The organism is Streptomyces sp. NPDC058246, from assembly GCF_042881985.1.
GTDB lineage: Bacteria > Actinomycetota > Actinomycetes > Streptomycetales > Streptomycetaceae > Streptomyces.
Genome location: NZ_JBHVWZ010000006.1, coordinates 154710 through 170677 on the forward strand (window position 1 = coordinate 154710; position 15968 = coordinate 170677).

Annotated in this window: 13 protein-coding genes and 1 tRNA gene; 10 read left to right on the forward strand and 4 right to left on the reverse strand. The window is 69.7% G+C overall.

Annotated elements, in window-relative coordinates; all coding sequences use genetic code 11:
- The first annotated feature begins 11 nt into the window (after nucleotides 1-11).
- From ACFVXA_RS11505 to ACFVXA_RS11530, 6 genes are all read left to right on the forward strand, one after another.
- Entirely contained in the window at nucleotides 12-941 is a 930-nt protein-coding gene (locus ACFVXA_RS11505; RefSeq protein ID WP_390024744.1) for a 2-aminoethylphosphonate ABC transporter permease subunit, read from the forward strand.
- Nucleotides 928-1725 (forward strand): ABC transporter permease subunit, encoded by a 798-nt coding sequence (locus ACFVXA_RS11510; protein ID WP_362017790.1) that lies wholly within the window; start codon nucleotides 928-930, stop codon nucleotides 1723-1725. The genes ACFVXA_RS11505 and ACFVXA_RS11510 overlap by 14 nt, the downstream gene beginning before the upstream one ends.
- Before the next feature lie 47 nt (nucleotides 1726-1772).
- A complete protein-coding gene (locus tag ACFVXA_RS11515) occupies nucleotides 1773-2864 on the forward strand; it encodes a 2-aminoethylphosphonate ABC transporter substrate-binding protein (RefSeq protein WP_383735054.1) in 1092 nt (363 codons plus the stop codon).
- A gap of 196 nt (nucleotides 2865-3060) precedes the next feature.
- Nucleotides 3061-3867: an HAD-IIA family hydrolase gene (locus tag ACFVXA_RS11520; protein WP_362017792.1), complete on the forward strand. Its 807-nt coding sequence runs from the start codon at nucleotides 3061-3063 to the stop codon at nucleotides 3865-3867.
- Between the two features lie 91 nt (nucleotides 3868-3958).
- On the forward strand, nucleotides 3959-4516 hold the full coding sequence (locus ACFVXA_RS11525; RefSeq protein ID WP_390024746.1) for a hypothetical protein: 558 nt from the start codon (nucleotides 3959-3961) through the stop codon (nucleotides 4514-4516).
- A gap of 10 nt (nucleotides 4517-4526) precedes the next feature.
- On the forward strand, nucleotides 4527-5192 hold the full coding sequence (locus ACFVXA_RS11530) for a class F sortase (RefSeq protein ID WP_390024748.1): 666 nt from the start codon (nucleotides 4527-4529) through the stop codon (nucleotides 5190-5192).
- A gap of 377 nt (nucleotides 5193-5569) precedes the next feature.
- On the opposite strand, the gene ACFVXA_RS11535 is transcribed toward ACFVXA_RS11530, so the two are convergent.
- Nucleotides 5570-6337, reverse strand: coding sequence for an ANTAR domain-containing protein (locus tag ACFVXA_RS11535; RefSeq protein ID WP_383902491.1), 768 nt, complete (start codon nucleotides 6335-6337; stop codon nucleotides 5570-5572).
- A gap of 169 nt (nucleotides 6338-6506) precedes the next feature.
- Between ACFVXA_RS11535 and ACFVXA_RS11540 the strand changes: the two genes are divergently transcribed.
- Nucleotides 6507-7526, forward strand: a complete 1020-nt coding sequence (locus tag ACFVXA_RS11540) for a glycoside hydrolase family 6 protein (RefSeq protein WP_383902489.1) — start codon at nucleotides 6507-6509, stop codon at nucleotides 7524-7526.
- Between the two features lie 79 nt (nucleotides 7527-7605).
- Here ACFVXA_RS11540 and ACFVXA_RS11545 read toward each other — a convergent pair whose 3' ends face one another.
- The 3 genes from ACFVXA_RS11545 to ACFVXA_RS11555 form a co-directional block, all read right to left on the reverse strand.
- Nucleotides 7606-9543, reverse strand: coding sequence for a kelch motif-containing protein (locus ACFVXA_RS11545; RefSeq protein WP_362017797.1), 1938 nt, complete (start codon nucleotides 9541-9543; stop codon nucleotides 7606-7608).
- A complete protein-coding gene (locus ACFVXA_RS11550; protein ID WP_390024751.1) occupies nucleotides 9540-11489 on the reverse strand; it encodes a glycosyltransferase family 2 protein in 1950 nt (649 codons plus the stop codon). The genes ACFVXA_RS11545 and ACFVXA_RS11550 overlap by 4 nt, the downstream gene beginning before the upstream one ends.
- Before the next feature lie 493 nt (nucleotides 11490-11982).
- A tRNA-Lys gene (locus tag ACFVXA_RS11555) sits at nucleotides 11983-12056 on the reverse strand.
- A gap of 185 nt (nucleotides 12057-12241) precedes the next feature.
- Between ACFVXA_RS11555 and ACFVXA_RS11560 the strand changes: the two genes are divergently transcribed.
- The 3 genes from ACFVXA_RS11560 (at nucleotide 12242) to ACFVXA_RS11570 (ending at nucleotide 15764) form a co-directional block, all read left to right on the forward strand.
- Entirely contained in the window at nucleotides 12242-13657 is a 1416-nt protein-coding gene (locus ACFVXA_RS11560) for a peptidoglycan-binding protein (protein ID WP_390024753.1), read from the forward strand.
- 81 nt (nucleotides 13658-13738) lie between these two features.
- The gene (locus tag ACFVXA_RS11565) at nucleotides 13739-15019 is read left to right on the forward strand and encodes an SPFH domain-containing protein (protein ID WP_383735043.1); all 1281 of its coding nucleotides are present in this window, start codon (nucleotides 13739-13741) and stop codon (nucleotides 15017-15019) included.
- A 136-nt stretch (nucleotides 15020-15155) separates the two neighbouring features.
- Nucleotides 15156-15764, forward strand: a complete 609-nt coding sequence (locus ACFVXA_RS11570; RefSeq protein WP_390024755.1) for a lytic polysaccharide monooxygenase — start codon at nucleotides 15156-15158, stop codon at nucleotides 15762-15764.
- Nucleotides 15765-15968 lie beyond the last annotated feature (204 nt).

The window sequence follows — 15968 nt, forward strand, 5'->3', positions numbered from 1 at the left end:
GTGAGCCCCCGATGACAAATGAGCCGGCGTCGGTCGCTCTGCCCACCCTCCCCCGGACTCTCGACTCCGCTCGACCAGGGGCGGGCGCCCCCATCGCGCCGCGGAACGGCCGCCCACGGCGGCCGACGACCAGCCTGCTGTGGGCCCTTCCTCCCGTCGCCGTTCTCGGGCTCGTCTTCCTCTACCCCCTCGCTCTCCTCGTCCAGCAGTCCCTCCAGCCGGACACCGGGGGCACGTCCCTTCGGCCGTACGCCGATGTCCTCGGCTCGCCGGCGTTTCGCGAAGCGCTCTGGACGACGGTCTGGATCGCGGTGGGGGCGACCGCCGGGTGTCTCGTGCTCGGGTTCGTGCTGGCGTCGGTCATCGCCTTCGTGCCGTTCCCCGGAGGGAAGGCCGTCGCCAGGTTCATCGACGTCTTCCTGTCCTTCCCGTCCTTCCTCATCACGCTCGCCCTCCTCTTCCTCTACGGGACCGTCGGGATGGCGAACGGGCTGTGGACGGCCGCGACCGGGGCCACCGAGGGGCCGTTCCGGTTCCTCACCACGCCGTGGGGGGTGCTGCTCGCCGAGGTCACGTACTTCACGCCGTTCGTGATGCGGCCGCTGCTCGCCGCCTTCTCCCAGATCGACACGGCCCAACTGGAGGTGGCGTCCTCCCTAGGGGCACGGCCCGCGCGGGTCGTACGGCAGGTGATCCTGCCCGAGGCGCTGCCCGCGCTCGCGGCCGGCGGCAGTCTCGTCCTGGTCCTCTGCCTCAATGAGTTCGGGATCGTGCTGTTCACCGGAGCCAAGGGAGTCACGACCCTGCCGATGCTCGTCTACAGCAAGGCGATCCTGGAGTCCGACTATCCGGGCGCGTGTGTGGTCGCCGTCGTCAACGTCCTCATTTCCGTGGGGCTTTACGGCCTCTATCGGGTGGTGAGCCGCCGTGTTGGTGCATAGCCGCAAGGGGAAGTGGGCCATCTGGACCGTCTTCTTCGTCATCTTCCTGCCCCTGTTCGCGCTGCCGCTGCTGGTCGTGCTCGCCGCCTCGTTCGCCACGAACTGGTCGAGCGCCTTCCCGTCCGGCTTCACCACCGGGCACTACACGGCCGCCACCCGCGGCGAATCGCTCCAGGCGCTGACCACCAGCCTGGTCACGGCGGTCACCGCGAGCCTGCTCGCGCTGCTCGTCGGCAGCTGGGCGGCGCTCGCCGCGCACGCGCTCGGGAAACGGGGCAGGCGTGTCCTGGACGCCCTGTTCATGCTGCCGGTCGCCGTGCCCTCGGTCGTCGTCGGCCTGGCGGTCCTGGTCGCCTTCTCCAAGCCGCCGATGCTGCTCAACGGCACCCGGTGGATCGTCATCCTCGCGCACGCCGTTCTTGTCACGGCGTTCGCCCACCAGTCGGTGTCGGCCGCACTCGTCCGCCTCGACCCGGCGTACGAACAGGCCGCCGCCTCGCTCGGCGCGCGGCCCTGGTACGTGCTGTGGCGGGTGCGGCTGCCCCTGCTGCTGCCGTCACTGACCGCCGCCGCCGGGCTCTGCTTCGCCCTGTCCATGGGCGAGTTGAGCGCCACCATGATGCTCTACCCGCCGGACTGGACCCCGCTTCCGGTCCAGATCTACGCGGCCACGGACCGCGGCGCGCTCTTCACCGGCTCCGCGCTCGCCGTGGTCCTCATGACGGCGACGGTGCTCGTCCTGTTCGCCGTCTCCCGGATCCGCACCAAGGCCACCTACCGCTGATCCACCCACCCTCAAAAGCGCTGAGAGTGCAAGGAGTTCACCTCGCCATGCCCAGAAACACGCGCCTCAAGCAGCTCACCCCGATCGCCGCCGTCGTCGGCAGCCTCGCGCTCGCCGGCTCCCTCACCGCCTGCGGCGGCGACTCCGCCGCCTCCGACGCCGAGGTCGTCACCGTCTACAGCGCGGACGGCCTCAAGGGCGAGAACGGCGACGGCTGGTACGACCAGGTCTTCAAGGACTTCGAGAAGGAGACCGGGATCAAGGTCAAGTACGTGGAGGGGGGTTCGGGCGAGATGGTCCAGCGGGCCGTCCGCGAGAAGACCAATCCGCAGGCCGACGTCCTCGTCACCCTGCCGCCGTTCATCCAGCAGGCCGACGGCAAGGGGCTGCTCCAGAAGTACGCCCCGGAGGGATCCGACCAGGTCGACGGCGCGGACAAGGCGGCCGACGCCACCTGGACCTCCGTCGTCGACAACTACTTCGGTTTCGTCTACGACAAGAAGGAGCTCAAGCAGCCGCCCACCACCTGGGACGAGCTGCTCGACGCGAAGTACCGGAACAAGCTCCAGTACTCCACCCCGGGTGTCGCCGGTGACGGAACCGCCGTGCTCATCAAGGCGATTCACGACTTCGGCGGCAAGAAGCCCGCGCTGGCCTACCTGAAGAAGCTCCAGGCCAACAACGTCGGACCGGCCGCCTCCACCGGCAAGCTCGCCCCCAAGGTCGACAAGGGCGAACTCCTCGTCGCGAACGGCGACGTCCAGATGAACTACGCGCAGTCCAAGGACATGCCGAATCTGGGCATCTGGTTCCCGCGGGCCACCGACAAGGCCGCCGACGGCGCCGGAAAGCCCACCACCTTCGCCCTCCCGTACGCCGCCGGGCTCGTCACCAAGGCCCCGCACGCGGAGAACGGCAGGAAGCTCCTCGACTTCATGCTCTCCGCCACGGCGCAACGGCAGGTCAGCGAGATCGGCGGCGGGTTCTCCGCCCGCCAGGACGTCAAGGCCACCGACGCGAACGCCATCGCCCTGACCAAGCTCATGGACGGCGTCCAGGTCTTCGAGCCGGACTGGGCCGACATCGACAAGAACCTCCCGTCGTACGTCGAGGACTGGAAGTCGGCCACCGGCAGCTGACGGCCCGCGTCCGTATCCGTCGTAGGGCGGCGACAGGCCGGCGTCAACGGGTACGGGGATCGGCGGCGTCACGATCAAGCAGGCCTGACCAGGCCGCTGCCGAACGGGCCTGACTAGGCTGGGGGCGTCGGCACAGCGTCGTTCCGGCGCCCCCGGATCGTGCGTACGTACGCCAGGACGGCAGGAGACCCAGCACATGGCAGAGCGCAAGCCCATCGAATCGTGGCTCACCGACATGGACGGTGTGCTCATCCACGAGGGTGTGCCGATCCCCGGCGCCGACGCCTTCATCAAGAAGCTGCGGGAGTCCGGGAGGCCGTTCCTGGTGCTCACCAACAACTCGATCTACACCGCCCGGGACCTGCACGCCAGGCTCCAGCGCATGGGCCTTGACGTGCCGGTCGAGAACATCTGGACCTCCGCCCTGGCCACCGCCAAGTTCCTGGACGACCAGCGGCCCGGCGGCACGGCGTACGTCATCGGTGAGGCGGGCCTGACGACCGCGCTGCACGACATCGGGTACGTCCTCACCGACCACGAGCCCGACTACGTGGTCCTCGGCGAGACCCGTACGTACTCCTTCGAGGCCATGACCAAGGCGGTCCGGCTGATCAAGAACGGCGCCCGTTTCATCGCCACCAACCCGGACGAGACCGGCCCGTCCACGGAGGGCCCGCTGCCCGCCACCGGCGCGGTCGCGGCGCTGATCACCAAGGCGACCGGCAAGCAGCCGTACTTCGCGGGCAAGCCGAACCCGCTGATGATGCGGACCGGTCTGAACGCCATCGGGGCGCACTCCGAGACCAGCGCGATGATCGGCGACCGCATGGACACGGACGTGCTGGCCGGTCTGGAGGCCGGGATGGAGACCTTCCTGGTGCTCACGGGGCTGACCACGCCCCAGGAGATCGAGCAGTACCCGTACCGGCCGTCGAACATCGTGAACTCGATCGCGGACCTCGTCGACCGCATCCAGACCGCGGAGCCGGCCGACCGGCTCTAAACCATTCACAACCCGTACGGAGCAGTCGCGCCCCTCTGAAGATGCGCCCCGGCGCCCGGAGGGGGAGTCTCCAGATATCTGGAGGTTCACGATGCGCTCTATGCGACTCACTCTCTGTGCCGGGGCGGTGGTCGCGGCCGCGTGCACACCCCTCGCCTACGCGGCCGACACGGGTGCCGGCGTCTCCGTGACGCCCGCGTCGCCCGCCGCCGGCAGCGACATCCAAGTGCGGGCGACGGGCTGCGCGGGCCAGGCGGGCACCGCGCAGTCGACCGCGTTCGTGGCGGACGCGCAGCTCACCGGGCAGGGCGGCGGCGCGCTCGTCGGCGAGACGCGCGTGCCCACCTCGCTGACGCCCGGCACCTACGACATCAGGGTCAGCTGCACCGGCAACGGCGGCGTCGACCGCCAGGTCAGGGGCACGGTCGTCGTGGCGCAAGGCGGCTCGAACGCCTCCGCGGCGGCCTCACCGGTCGCGCCCGTGCACGCGGGCGGCGGCGGCACCGCGGCGCACTTCGCCACCGTGAACACCCGGGCGGCGACCGGCCCCGGCACCAAGCAGGCGGTGATCGGGCTCGTCCTGGCGGGCGTCGCCGCCGTGGCGGTGGCCGTGCGCAGCGCCCGCCGGGGCCGCGACAGCCGCGACTGACAGGGCCGCCATGTCGGAGAGCGAGCGTTCCTCCGGTACCGGTCGGCTGCTCACCGGTGTCGCCTGGGCGGTGCTGCTGCTCGGGCTGTGGCTGTGGGGCCGCGAGGTGACGGACGTACGGCAGGGGATATCGGCGCCGACCACCGGGGACATCGCGGCCGTCGGACGACCACCGGAGATGCCGCTGCCGCCCGCGCACCCTCCGATGGGGGAGGCCAGGCCGCAGCGCCTCGACATCCCCGTCATGGGGGTGCAGGCGCCCGTCGTGGCCCGTGGGCTCGACGCGCAGGGCGCGATCGATCCGCCGCCGTTCGACCAGCCGGGCGTGGTCGGCTGGTACGCCGCCGGGGTGACGCCGGGGGCGGCCGGGGCCGCACTGCTCGTGGGCCACGTCGACACCGAGACCCGGCCCGCCGTCTTCTACAAGCTCAGCGCGGTACGGCCGGGCGAGACCGTCCGCGTGATCCGCGACGACGGGACGGTCGCCGAGTTCACGGTGGACGACGTGCAGGTCCTCCCGCGCGAGCACTTCGACGCCCAACAGGCCTACGGCGTACGGAAGCCGGGGCGCGCGGAACTGCGACTCGTCACCTGCGGCGGCACCTTCGACCGGGCGAGCCGCAGCTACACCGCGAACGTGATCGTGTCGGCGTACCTCACTGGAAGCGGGCTGTGAGCCGACGGCCGTGCTGTGAGCCGTAGTCGGGCTGTGAGCCGACGGCCGGTGGTGTGAGCCGTACACGGGCTGAGCCGCAGGGGGAGGGGGAGCCGTACCTGGCCCGGTCGACGGCCCGCTCCCCCGAAACCGCCGACCGGGCTGGTCCTCGACCGCGCGCGCACGGGCTGCGGGAGTAACCCGGCGACCGGCGCGGGAGGTTCTGCGGGCCGTCCGCGAGGGGTGGGGGCGGACAGCGCAACCGGCCGGGGGCTGGGGCCGTTTGAGGCAACTGTAGAACGGATGAGCGTCGTGGCCCAGAGGTTGTTCGACGTCGAGTCGACAAGCGGTGGCTTTGTGTCATCCGCCCAGGTGGAAGGGTGCGTGCGCGGGAATCTTCAGGAGGATCCGGGCGTCCCGTCGGCCACCTCGTCCCGGGCCACCGAGCCGTCGATCACCCGTGTCGCGACCTCGTCCAGCGGCAGCCGGTGCCGGCGCGCGTAGCGGCGCAGCGCGGAGAAGGCCTCGTCGACCCCCGTGCCCCAGCGCTCCGCGAGCATGCCCTTCGCCTGCTCGACGCGGACGCGGCTGGAGAGCGCCACCTGCAACTGCTCGGCCAGGGTGCGGTACTGCGCGTACAGCCGGTGGTTCTGCAGTCCGACGGCCGCCGCGTCGGCGAGGAGCTGGGCGAGGCGGACATTCTCGTCGTCCTCGGGCGGCACCCCGGGGTCGGGGAGCGTGGGCACGAAGACGTTGAGCGCGCCCAGCAGCGTCTCGCGGCGGCGCAGCGGAACCGCGAAGGTCGCCGCGATGCCGTGCCGCAGCGCCCGCGCGGTGAAGTCGGCCCAGCGGGAGTCGGCATGGGCGACGCTGATCGCGACGAGGGGTACGGGCCGCCCGGTGCCGTAGCTGTCCAGGCACGGGCCGCCCTGCTGCTGGGCGGATAACAGGTCCAGCGCGACGGCCTGTTGGCGGCTGCTCACCGCGAGCGAGGCCGCCTCGCCGCCGTTCATCAGCATGATCCCGGCGGCTCGTGCGCCGAGGATCTCCACGCAGTGGTCGGACAGACGCTGGAGATGACGCTCGGTGTCGAAGGCATCGGACAGCGTGTCCGAGGCCTCCAGCAGGGCCGACGCCAGCAGCGTTTCCCGGCTGCCGTGGTGCATGTCCCGTACCCCGATCCTCTTTCTCGTCCCCCGTCCGCCACGCTCAGCCGCGCCTACCCGGGGGTCCTGGGCTGTAACAGCTCTCCGACAAGGGTCGGGCGACCTCGTGGGCGACGCGACAGGTATGTCAGGATTGACACTTAGGACGGTGCACCCAAGGGGGAGTTGGATGTACGGCACGAGGGGGGCCGGGGCACGGGCGTCCGTTGCGGTGGTGGGGGCGGCACTGCTGCTCGCGGGGTGTTTCTCCTCCGGGGGCGACAGCGGCAAGGGCGACGGCGCAGGCTCCAAGGTCACACAACAGCCCAAGAACTCGGACCCGTTCTGGGTCAATCCGGACGGAAACGCGGCCGCGCAGGTCGCCGCGTATGTGAAGGCAGGCAAGACCGACGACGCCGAGCAGATCCGCAAGATCGCCGAGCAGCCGACCGGTGAGTGGATCGGCCCGGAGAACCCCGAGGCGGAGGCGCGCGGCTTCACCGAGGCCGCCCAGAAGGCCGACCGCGCCGCGATCCTGGTCCTCTACAACATCCCGCACCGCGACTGCGGCCAGTTCTCGCAAGGCGGCGCGGCCGACGGCGACGCCTACCGGACCTGGATCGACGGGGTCGCCAAGGGCATCGAGGACCGCCCCGCCACGGTGATCCTCGAACCGGACGCGATCCTGCACCTGGTCAACCAGTGCACCCCGGCGGAATTCCAGGAGGAGCGCTACTTCCTCCTCAAGAGCGCCATCACCAAGCTCAAGTCCCTGAAGAACACGCAGGTGTACCTGGACGCGGGCAACGCGGGCTGGGGCCACCCCGACCAGATCTTCCAGCCGCTCCAGTTGGCGGGTATCGCCCAGGCGGACGGCTTCGCCGTCAACGTCTCCAACTTCTACTCGACCCAGGACTCCCTCGCGTACGGCAAGCAGCTGTCCGCGAAGGTGGGCGGCAAGCACTTCGTCATCGACACCAGCCGCAACGGCAACGGCCCGTACACGGGCGGCAAGGCGGACGAGAACTGGTGCAACCCGCCGGGCCGCGCGCTCGGTGAGACCCCGACGAGCAAGACCACCGACCCGCTCGTCGACGCGTATCTGTGGGTCAAGCGGCCGGGCGAGTCCGACGGCACGTGCAAGGGCGGCCCGAAGGCCGGTCAGTGGTGGCCGGAGTACGCGCTGAGACTGGCGAAGGCCTCCAAGTAGCGGCCCGCACGTGAAGGGGGCGCCATCCGCCGGACCTGAACTCGGCGGAGGGCGCCCCCTGTTGCGGAACGCTCGAGGATCAGGGCACCTTGACCCACTGCGCCTTGCTCGGCGTCCCCTGGTCATCCGTCACGAACAGCATGTACCAGCCGGATTCGACGAGGTTGCGGTTCTTCGGGACCGTCACCGTGATCCCGTCCTTCGTCTTCGTGAAGTCCAGCGCGATGGACCGCTGGTCGACGTCGGTGACGTGAGTGGACGCGCTCGGCCGGATCAGCCGGGCCGTCTTGATGGACGACGCGTGCTGTGAGGCGAACGTCGCCGAGCCGCCGCGGGCGATCGTCTTCGGGCCGCCGGAGAGCGAGGGCCGCGAGTCCCGGTAGAGGTACGGCGGCGTGTAGATCTCGATGCGCTGCTCGAAGGTGGCCGGCTTGGTGTTGGCCTTGTCCGCGTAGAGCGAGTTGGAGCCGAAGAACATCACGCGGCCGTCGGGCAGCAGGATCGACCCCGAGTGGTAGTTGCGGCCCACCAGCGGGTCGGCGACCTTGTCGAAGCTGTTCGACTTGGGGTCGTAGATCCGCGCCTGGAGGATGTTGGAGGCGCCGCGCCCGCGGTAGTCCTCGGAGCCGCCGGACACCAGGACGGTGTCGTCGGGCAGGATCGAGGACTGCGGATAGCGGGTGCCCTTCTCCAGTTCGGGCCCGTCCACGAACTTCGGGTTCTTGTCCTTGAGGTCGATCAGACGGGTCTTCTTGCTGGACAGCGCGGACTCGCCGACCCCACCGCCGCCGATCACCATGTACTTCTCGTCCTGCGCGGGCGGCAGCAGCACCGTGCCGGACGTCTCCATCATGTTCGGGTCGCTCAGGCCCTTGAGCTTGGTGAACTTGTTGGTGTCCAGGTCCCAGATGCCGGGGTCGCGGCCCACGTCGTCCGGGCCGTAACCGGCGTTCGAGCCCGAGTAGAAGAGCTTGCCGTTCTGCATCAGGGAGATCGCCGGGTACGTCGGGAACTGCCGGATGCCCTTGGTGTACGTCCACTTCCTGGTCTTCGGGTCGAACACCTCGTTCTTGCCCGGGACCAGCTGGCCGATCTCGTCGAGACCGGAGAGGCTGAGCACCTTGCCGTCCGACAGGGTGGTCAGCGTCGGGTACCAGCGGGCCTCGTTCATCGGGTCGACCTTGATGTACTTCTCGGCGACCGGATCGAACTCGTAGGCGTCCCGGATCCCCTGGAAGTCCTTCTTGTCCAGGGCGAGCTTCTGCGCGATGCCGTACGTGTTGCGGGCGTCCGCGCCGGTCAGGCCCTGGACGCGGTAGTTGTCCTGGGTGCCCGTCTCGTACTTCTGGCCGCTCCGCTGCGCCTCGACGTAGATGCGGCCGAGGCCCGGGTCGTTGCGCAGGAACTTGCCGGTCGCCTTGTCGAAGACCTTCTTGGCGCGCGGGACGAGCACCGGGTCCTTGGAGACGAACGTCTTGCCGTTCGTCTTGCCGGTGAACTTGGTGCCCGCGGGCAGCGTGATCGGCTTGTCCGGGTTCTCGTTGTGGACCACCATCAGGCCGCCGGCCTTGGTCACGTCACCCTTGAGCGTCTCGTACCGCTTGGTGCCGCCGGCGATCAACAGATTGCCGTTGGCCAGCTGCGTGTGGCCCGTGCAGAACAGGTCGGCCGGCGTCGGGATCGCCTTGACGGTGCCCTTGACCGGATCCCAGATCCGCGTGTCGAACTTCTTCGCGTCGAAGTTGTCCTGGTTGTTGCCCGAACCCGCGATCAGCAGGACCTTGCCGGTGTGCAGCAGGGCCGCGTGGATCGTGTTCAGCCGGTATTCCTCGGGGAAATTGATGATGTCCCAATGGCCGTTCGCGGCTTTGTACTCCGGCTTATTGATCGTGTACTGGTGGTATTTGTCCGTTCCGAAGCGGTACAGCCAGGGCCCGTTCATCCCGGCCAGAGCGAGCACCACCACCCCGGTTATCCCGAGGCGGCGGGCACGGCGGCGACGGGCACCGTCTTTCATTTCTTACTTCCCCCAAGGGTGATCTGCATCGTCTGGTCGTTCCCGGCGGTCGCGGCCCAGGTGGGCTTGTGCTGCGGCGCATGCGGGGCGTGCTGCTCCTGCTGGGGCACGGAGGCCTGGGCGGGCAGCGGCACGCTGTCCTCGGGCGGCACCGGCGGCTTCTTCTTCTCCTGGCGCAGGGCCCAGCGCCAGACGAAGATCGGCGAGGCGGTGATCAGCAGGGCGAAGGAGGCCCAGGTGAGCATCGCGGGGTGGGAGTGCCCGAGCAGGACACCGGCGGCGATCGAGCCGGCGAAGACCAGGATGAAGAACAGGTGGATCCGGAAGGTGCCGAACAGCGTGTCGGGGCTGGCCGAATCACCCTTGGGGGTCACCACGAACTTGCTCTTGCGGCGCAGTACGGCGTCCATCAGGGACCGGGCGTAGATGGGCGCGGAGAGCGCCGACATCACCATGCCCGCGACCCCGCCCGAACCCTCCGGCTCGTGCGGCGAGACGTTGTGCCGGCGGTTCCAGATGTACAGGCCGATCTGGAGCGCCGAGGCGTTGCCGTACAGCATCAGCCAGACCGTCGGGTCGATGTTCACACCCGAGGCGCCCAGGCCCAGGAAGAGCGCGCAGCTCAGTGCCGCGAGGATCCAGTTGAGGGCGGACATCGGGTAGAAGATGATCATCATCGTGTAGTTGAAGAGCTTGCCCGGAGGCATCGAGAAGAAGCCCTTCCAGTACTGCTTGAGGATCGTCTCGTACGTCCCTCGCGACCAGCGCAGCTGCTGGGTGAAGAAGTCCGTCCAGGCGGCCGGCCCCTCGCCGACCGCGAGCACGTCCGGCGTGTACACCGACTTCCACTTCTTGCCGGTGGCCGGGTTCTTGGCGCGGTGGATCTCGAAGCCGGTCGCCATGTCCTCGGTGATCGAGTCGTACAGACCGCCGATCTGCTTCAGCGTCTTGATGCGTACGGCGTTGGAGGTGCCCACGAACATCGGGGAGCCGTAGAAGTTGCCCGCCCGCTGGATGAGGGCGTGGAAGAGGAACTGCTGGGACTCGGCGGCCTTGGTGACGAACGCGTCGTAGTTGCCGTAGACCTGCGGGCCGATGACGAAGCCGACGTCCGGGTCGCGGAAGAAGCCGAGCATCCGCTCCAGATAGTTGGGCAGCGGCACGTGGTCGGTGTCGACCGAGGCGAAGTAGTCGTAGTCGTCGCCGTGGGCGTCCAGCCAGGCGTTGTAGTTGCCGTGCTTGGTCTTGGCGCGGTGCGGGCCCTTGGCCTGGTTCCACTGCGCGACGCCCTTGCGGGAGAAGTGGTGCACGCCGAGGCGCTTGCAGACCTCCTTCACCTCCGGGTCGTCGCCCTCGTCGAGGAGCCAGACGTGCAGAAGGCCCCGGTGGCGCAGCTTGACGGCCGCCTCCAGGGTCTTCGTCACCATGGCGAGGGGCTCCTTGCCGGGCACGAAGGAGGTGAGGAAGGCGACTCTGGTGCCGGTCTCGGGCACCACCGGGACCGGGTCGCGGGCGACCAGGGTGGCGTGCGCGTTCGACAGCACGTTCATGCAGCGGAAGAACTCGATCAGGCCGATCGAGACCAGCATCACGATGTCGAGCGCCGGCAGGAAGTCGTAGGCGGGATAGTCGCGTTCGGTCCAGTGCTCGGGCTGGAGCAGCCAGCCGAGCAGGATCAGCGAGAGCAGCGGCGCGGCGCCCAGCATGAGCGCGGCCCTTATCCGGTGCGGCTCCTGCGAGAGCAGCGAGCGGTACTGCACCTTGTACGGCTTGTTCGGGTCCGGCTGTGTGAGGGGCCCCGCGAGCCTGCTGTAGTGCTCGTAGTCATATCTCGGCAGGCTCTTCTTGATCCTGCGGAAGCCGCCGGTCCGGTGCGATGGCACCCTGAGCTGGGTCGTCTCTGACGGGTCGAAGTCCTGTCGGGCGCCCGTCGGCGTCGACGTCATGAGTCATCCCCCCGCACGCACGGTCAGGTGCGTGTTCGTTGGTTCCTGTCGCCCGTTCGGGTCCCCCTCGACCGTTCCGGACGCATCACTGGCAGGCCAGCGTCACCACATCTTCCACACCCTATGGACATGGAACGACGGCCTTCCGGTTGCATGATGCCCCCCTCGGCATCTGTTCATGAACGAGGCCCCCAACCCCCCATGGTCGCAACCGGCCATACCCCCAACTGTCATGTATCGACAGTCCCTTGAAGCCCAGGGTTCTACGCCGTTCATCATGATCGCAAGATGCGAAACGCGGTGTTAACCGGTCATACGCGCTAATTGGGACGCGTGTACGAGTGTGGGGCTGTTGCGTGCGGGGCCGGCGCGCCCCCGGCGGAGGGGCCGGGTACGCCGTGGAGATGCCGGTACGCGCCGGAGATGCCGGTACGTGGCACAGGTGCCGGTACGACGATGGGGCCCTCGCTGCTGCGAGAGCCCCATCGGCCGGTGCGCCGCCAGGGACTCGAACCCCGGACCCGCTGATTAAGAGTCAGCTGCTCTAACCAACTGAGCTAGCGGCGCCTGCTGACCCGAGAACTCTACCCGACCGTCAGGGGTGCTCCCGACCGCAGGGGAGGGGCCCGGACCAGGTCGGAGGGCCCGCGTACATCATTCGGACCGTCAACATGCGACACCGGACGACAGTTGCGAAACTGACGACTGTGCAGAAGTGCGGAGAATTCGGCCTGGAGTGTGAGGGGAATCGCATGGAGACTCCGGTCTTCGAGGAATTCGATCCCGCGAGCGACTGCGACTGCCCCGGATGCGTGCACTGGCGGCGCGTCATCCCCTATTCCTCCTCTTCCGGTCCCGTGGGCCATCCGGCGGCCCTCACCCAGGCTCTCGGCTTCGCTCGAACAGGGGGGACCCCCATGGCACTCGTCCTCGCCGCGGCGGCGGGCACGGTCCTCGGCGCGGGCCAGTCGGTGCCGGCGGTATCGGCCACGCACGGACCCGCCCGGCCGGGCATCCGCGCAGGTGACGAGCCCGACACCCCCCAGGGCGGCCAGGCCCCGCTGCACGGGCCCGGGGGAAAGCCGGCGAAACCGGGGAAGCCCGGGGCCGGCACCAGTACGCCCACGACCACCCGGGCCGCCATCATCAACCGGGCGAAGAAATGGGTCGCCGCGCAGGTGCCGTACAGCATGCTCGCCTACTGGCCGGACGGGTACCGGCAGGACTGCTCCGGGTTTGTCTCGATGGCCTGGAACCTGCCGGGAAACGAATGGACGGGCAGCCTCGGCGGCTTCGGCGTACGGATTTCCCGTGAGCAGCTGCAGCCCGGCGACATTCTCCTCTTCCACAATCCGGCCGACCCCGAGAAGGGCTCGCACGTCGTCCTTTTCGGCGGCTGGACGGACTACACGCACACCTCTTACCTCGCCTACGAGCAGGCCCGCCCGCACACCCGGAAGCAGGCCACCCCGTACGCGTACTGGACCCACGCGGACCACTACGCGGCCTACCGCTACAAGGGGCTGAAGGAGGCCGCGAGCGGCGCGAGCGCGTCCGCCCCGCACGCGAAGGCCACCCGCTATCCGGGGTCCGCGTACTTCGGGCCCGGCGCGGACAACGCCTACGTCACCCAGCTGGGCCGTCTGCTGGTCACCCGGGGCGCGGGGCGTTTCTACACCTCGGGCCCGGGGCCGCGCTGGTCGGACGCGGACCGGCGGGCCACCCAGGCCTTCCAGCGGGCACAGGGCTGGACCGGGCCGGACGCGGACGGGCTGCCCGGGCCCCAGACGTGGTCGTACCTGGTGGGCAAGGAGGGCAGGGACATTCCGGGCGCGGCGGCGGGGAGTCCCGGCTCCCCGGGTTCCTCCGGGGGCAACGGTTCCTCCGGGCCGCCGGGTTCCCCGGGGTCGGGCGCCTCCTCGCACGGGGTGCCCGGGTATCCGGGGCGTGCGATGTTCAGGCCGGGCGCGCACAACGAGTACGTCACCCGGCTGGGAGTGCAGCTGGTCAAGAAGGGGTTCGGCAAGCACTACACGACGGGACCGGGGCCGCGCTGGGGCGAGGCGGACCGGCGCAACGTCGAGGCGTTCCAGCGGTCCCAGGGCTGGCGGGGCGGCGCGGCGGACGGTTACCCGGGGCCGGAGACCTGGCGCCGGCTCTTCTCCTGAGCCGGCCGGGCCCTCTGTCGAAGTCCACCCCGAGTTCTCAGTCCTTACGAAACTTCCAGGCGCGGAGGCATGGAGGCACGTATGAGTACGACGACTTCACACACCCCGGAGTCCGAGGGCGCACAGCCGGAGGGCGCACAGGCGGAGGGCGGCCGGCCGGAGGGCGGGCTGTCCGAAGGCGGCCGGGTCGAAGGCGGGCGCGCCGAAGCCGGACCCTCGCAGCCGCCCAGGCCGGAGGGTGCGCCGGCACCGGACAGCGGCGGTTCGCGGTCCGCGCGGATCATCCACAACGAGGTGACCACCGAGATCCCCGTCCATCTGCTCTTCCGTGACGACCCCGACCCGGTCTCGGTGCCCGTCGCGCCGGCTGTGGTGGGCCGTCGGCGCGGTACCGGCGAGCAGCCGCGGATCCGCCGGCCCGCACCCGGCAGGGCCCCGCGCCCGGTGCCGGAGGTCGATCCCGAACTGGTCGAACACCCCGCCCGGGTGCTGCCCGGAGTGGCCGGAGTGCTGGCCGGGGCCTGTGGTGTGGCCGGATGTGTCCTCACCTCGTGGTGGGCGGGTGTGCTGCCGCCGCCGGTGACGGAGGCCGTCGGGCTGCCCTGGACCGTGGGCGCCGGGCTCGGGCCCGCGCAGTGGGCGACGTACGCAGGGGCGGGCGCGCTCGGTCTGTTCGGCTTCGGCGGGCTCACCCGTGGCCGGACCGGGCGGGCCTGGGTGCTCGGCCTCTTCGGGCGCTACCGCGGCACGGTCCGGCGCACCGGTCTGATGTGGATCAACCCGCTGGTGCTGCGCCACCGGGTCGACGTACGGCTGCGGCACTGGCGCAGCGAGCCGATGTCCGTGGTCGACGCCAACGGCGTCGCGGTGCGGGTGGTCGTGCTCGTCGTCTGGCGCGTCAAGGACACCGCGCGCGCCACGCTCGGGGTCGACGACCACCAGACGTATCTGCGCGAGTGCGTGGAGGCGGCGCTCTCACGCGTGCTCTCCCAACTCCCGGTCGAGGTGCCGCCCGCCGTCGTCAAGGACGTGACCCTGCGCAACACGGATGCCGTCGGCGAGGCGCTGACCCGGCTGGTGGCCGCCGACACGGCGCCGGTCGGCCTGGAGGTGTTCTCGGCGCAGCCGACCCGGATCGAGTACGCCCCCGAGGTCGCCGCCGTGATGCAGCGCCGCCGCATCGCGGCCCTGGACGCCCAGCACCGGGACTCCGTGCTCACCTCCGTCGTCGACTCGGTCGAGGACACGGTGACCCGGCTGACCATGCGCGGGCTGGTCGAACTGGACGACTACGAGCGCAAGGCGCTGGTGAAGGACCTGACGGTGGCCTTCTACGCCGGGCGGAGGGAAGCCTCCTCGTGAGGGCGCTCTCCGGAATCCCCTCCGAGATTGGTATGGACATGTTCAACTCTCAGCAATAATCTGGGACTTGGTCTAGACCTGAATACCGCGCGCACGGCTCACGAGAACCTCCCCCACGTCCTCCAGGAGCGGCAGCATGCGCAAAGCCAAGATGTACGCGGCCGTGCTCGGCCTCGTCACCGCGGGCACCTTCGTGCTCTCGACGGGCGGTGCCAACGCCCACGGCTACACCGACCAGCCCCTCAGCCGGCAGAAGATGTGCGCCGCCAACGGCGGCACCGTCGCCAACTGCGGTGACATCCAGTGGGAGCCCCAGAGCGTCGAGGGCCCCAAGGGCTTCCCCGCGGCCGGTCCCGCCGACGGTCAGATCTGTTCCGCCAACCACACCAACTTCAGCCAGCTCAACCAGCCCAAGACCCCCTCGGGCACGGCCTGGCCGACGACCAAGGTCACGAGCGGTCAGAGCTACAGCTTCCGCTGGCAGTTCACCGCGGTGCACGCCACGACCGACTTCAAGTACTTCATCACCAAGACCGGCTGGAACCAGAACCACGCGCTGACCCGCGCGGACCTGGAGACCACCCCGTTCCTGACGGTCCCCTACAACGGACAGCGCCCCCCGTCCACGTTCTCGCACACCGGCACGCTGCCGACCGGCAAGAGCGGACACCACATCATCCTCGGGGTGTGGACGATCTCGGACACGGCGAACGCGTTCTACTCGTGCGCGGACGTCACGTTCTGACGCGCTCGCGTACCGGCGCCGTCGTGTTCCGCGGTCGCGTTCTGACGCGGTCGCGTTCCGGCGGCTCCGGTTTTCTGAGCATCCCTTGAGGCGCGCCCCCGGTGCCCGCGGGTATGTTCCCTGCACGCCGACATGACCATGACGGCGTGCAGGGAGCTGGAGCGGACACGCGGACACGCGAGGACGCGAACACGGGGGAATGCC

Bases quoted from the DNA above. Each gene is read 5' to 3' on its own strand.
- ACFVXA_RS11505 (WP_390024744.1), top strand. From the start codon at position 12: ATGACAAATGAGCCGGCGTCGGTCGCTCTGCCCACCCTCCCCCGGACT.
- ACFVXA_RS11515 (WP_383735054.1), top strand. From the start codon at position 1,773: ATGCCCAGAAACACGCGCCTCAAGCAGCTCACCCCGATCGCCGCCGTC.
- ACFVXA_RS11520 (WP_362017792.1), top strand. From the start codon at position 3,061: ATGGCAGAGCGCAAGCCCATCGAATCGTGGCTCACCGACATGGACGGT.
- ACFVXA_RS11525 (WP_390024746.1), top strand. From the start codon at position 3,959: ATGCGCTCTATGCGACTCACTCTCTGTGCCGGGGCGGTGGTCGCGGCC.
- ACFVXA_RS11530 (WP_390024748.1), top strand. From the start codon at position 4,527: ATGTCGGAGAGCGAGCGTTCCTCCGGTACCGGTCGGCTGCTCACCGGT.
- ACFVXA_RS11535 (WP_383902491.1), bottom strand. From the start codon at position 6,337: ATGCACCACGGCAGCCGGGAAACGCTGCTGGCGTCGGCCCTGCTGGAG.
- ACFVXA_RS11540 (WP_383902489.1), top strand. From the start codon at position 6,507: ATGTACGGCACGAGGGGGGCCGGGGCACGGGCGTCCGTTGCGGTGGTG.
- ACFVXA_RS11545 (WP_362017797.1), bottom strand. From the start codon at position 9,543: ATGAAAGACGGTGCCCGTCGCCGCCGTGCCCGCCGCCTCGGGATAACC.
- ACFVXA_RS11550 (WP_390024751.1), bottom strand. From the start codon at position 11,489: ATGACGTCGACGCCGACGGGCGCCCGACAGGACTTCGACCCGTCAGAG.
- ACFVXA_RS11560 (WP_390024753.1), top strand. From the start codon at position 12,242: ATGGAGACTCCGGTCTTCGAGGAATTCGATCCCGCGAGCGACTGCGAC.
- ACFVXA_RS11565 (WP_383735043.1), top strand. From the start codon at position 13,739: ATGAGTACGACGACTTCACACACCCCGGAGTCCGAGGGCGCACAGCCG.
- ACFVXA_RS11570 (WP_390024755.1), top strand. From the start codon at position 15,156: ATGCGCAAAGCCAAGATGTACGCGGCCGTGCTCGGCCTCGTCACCGCG.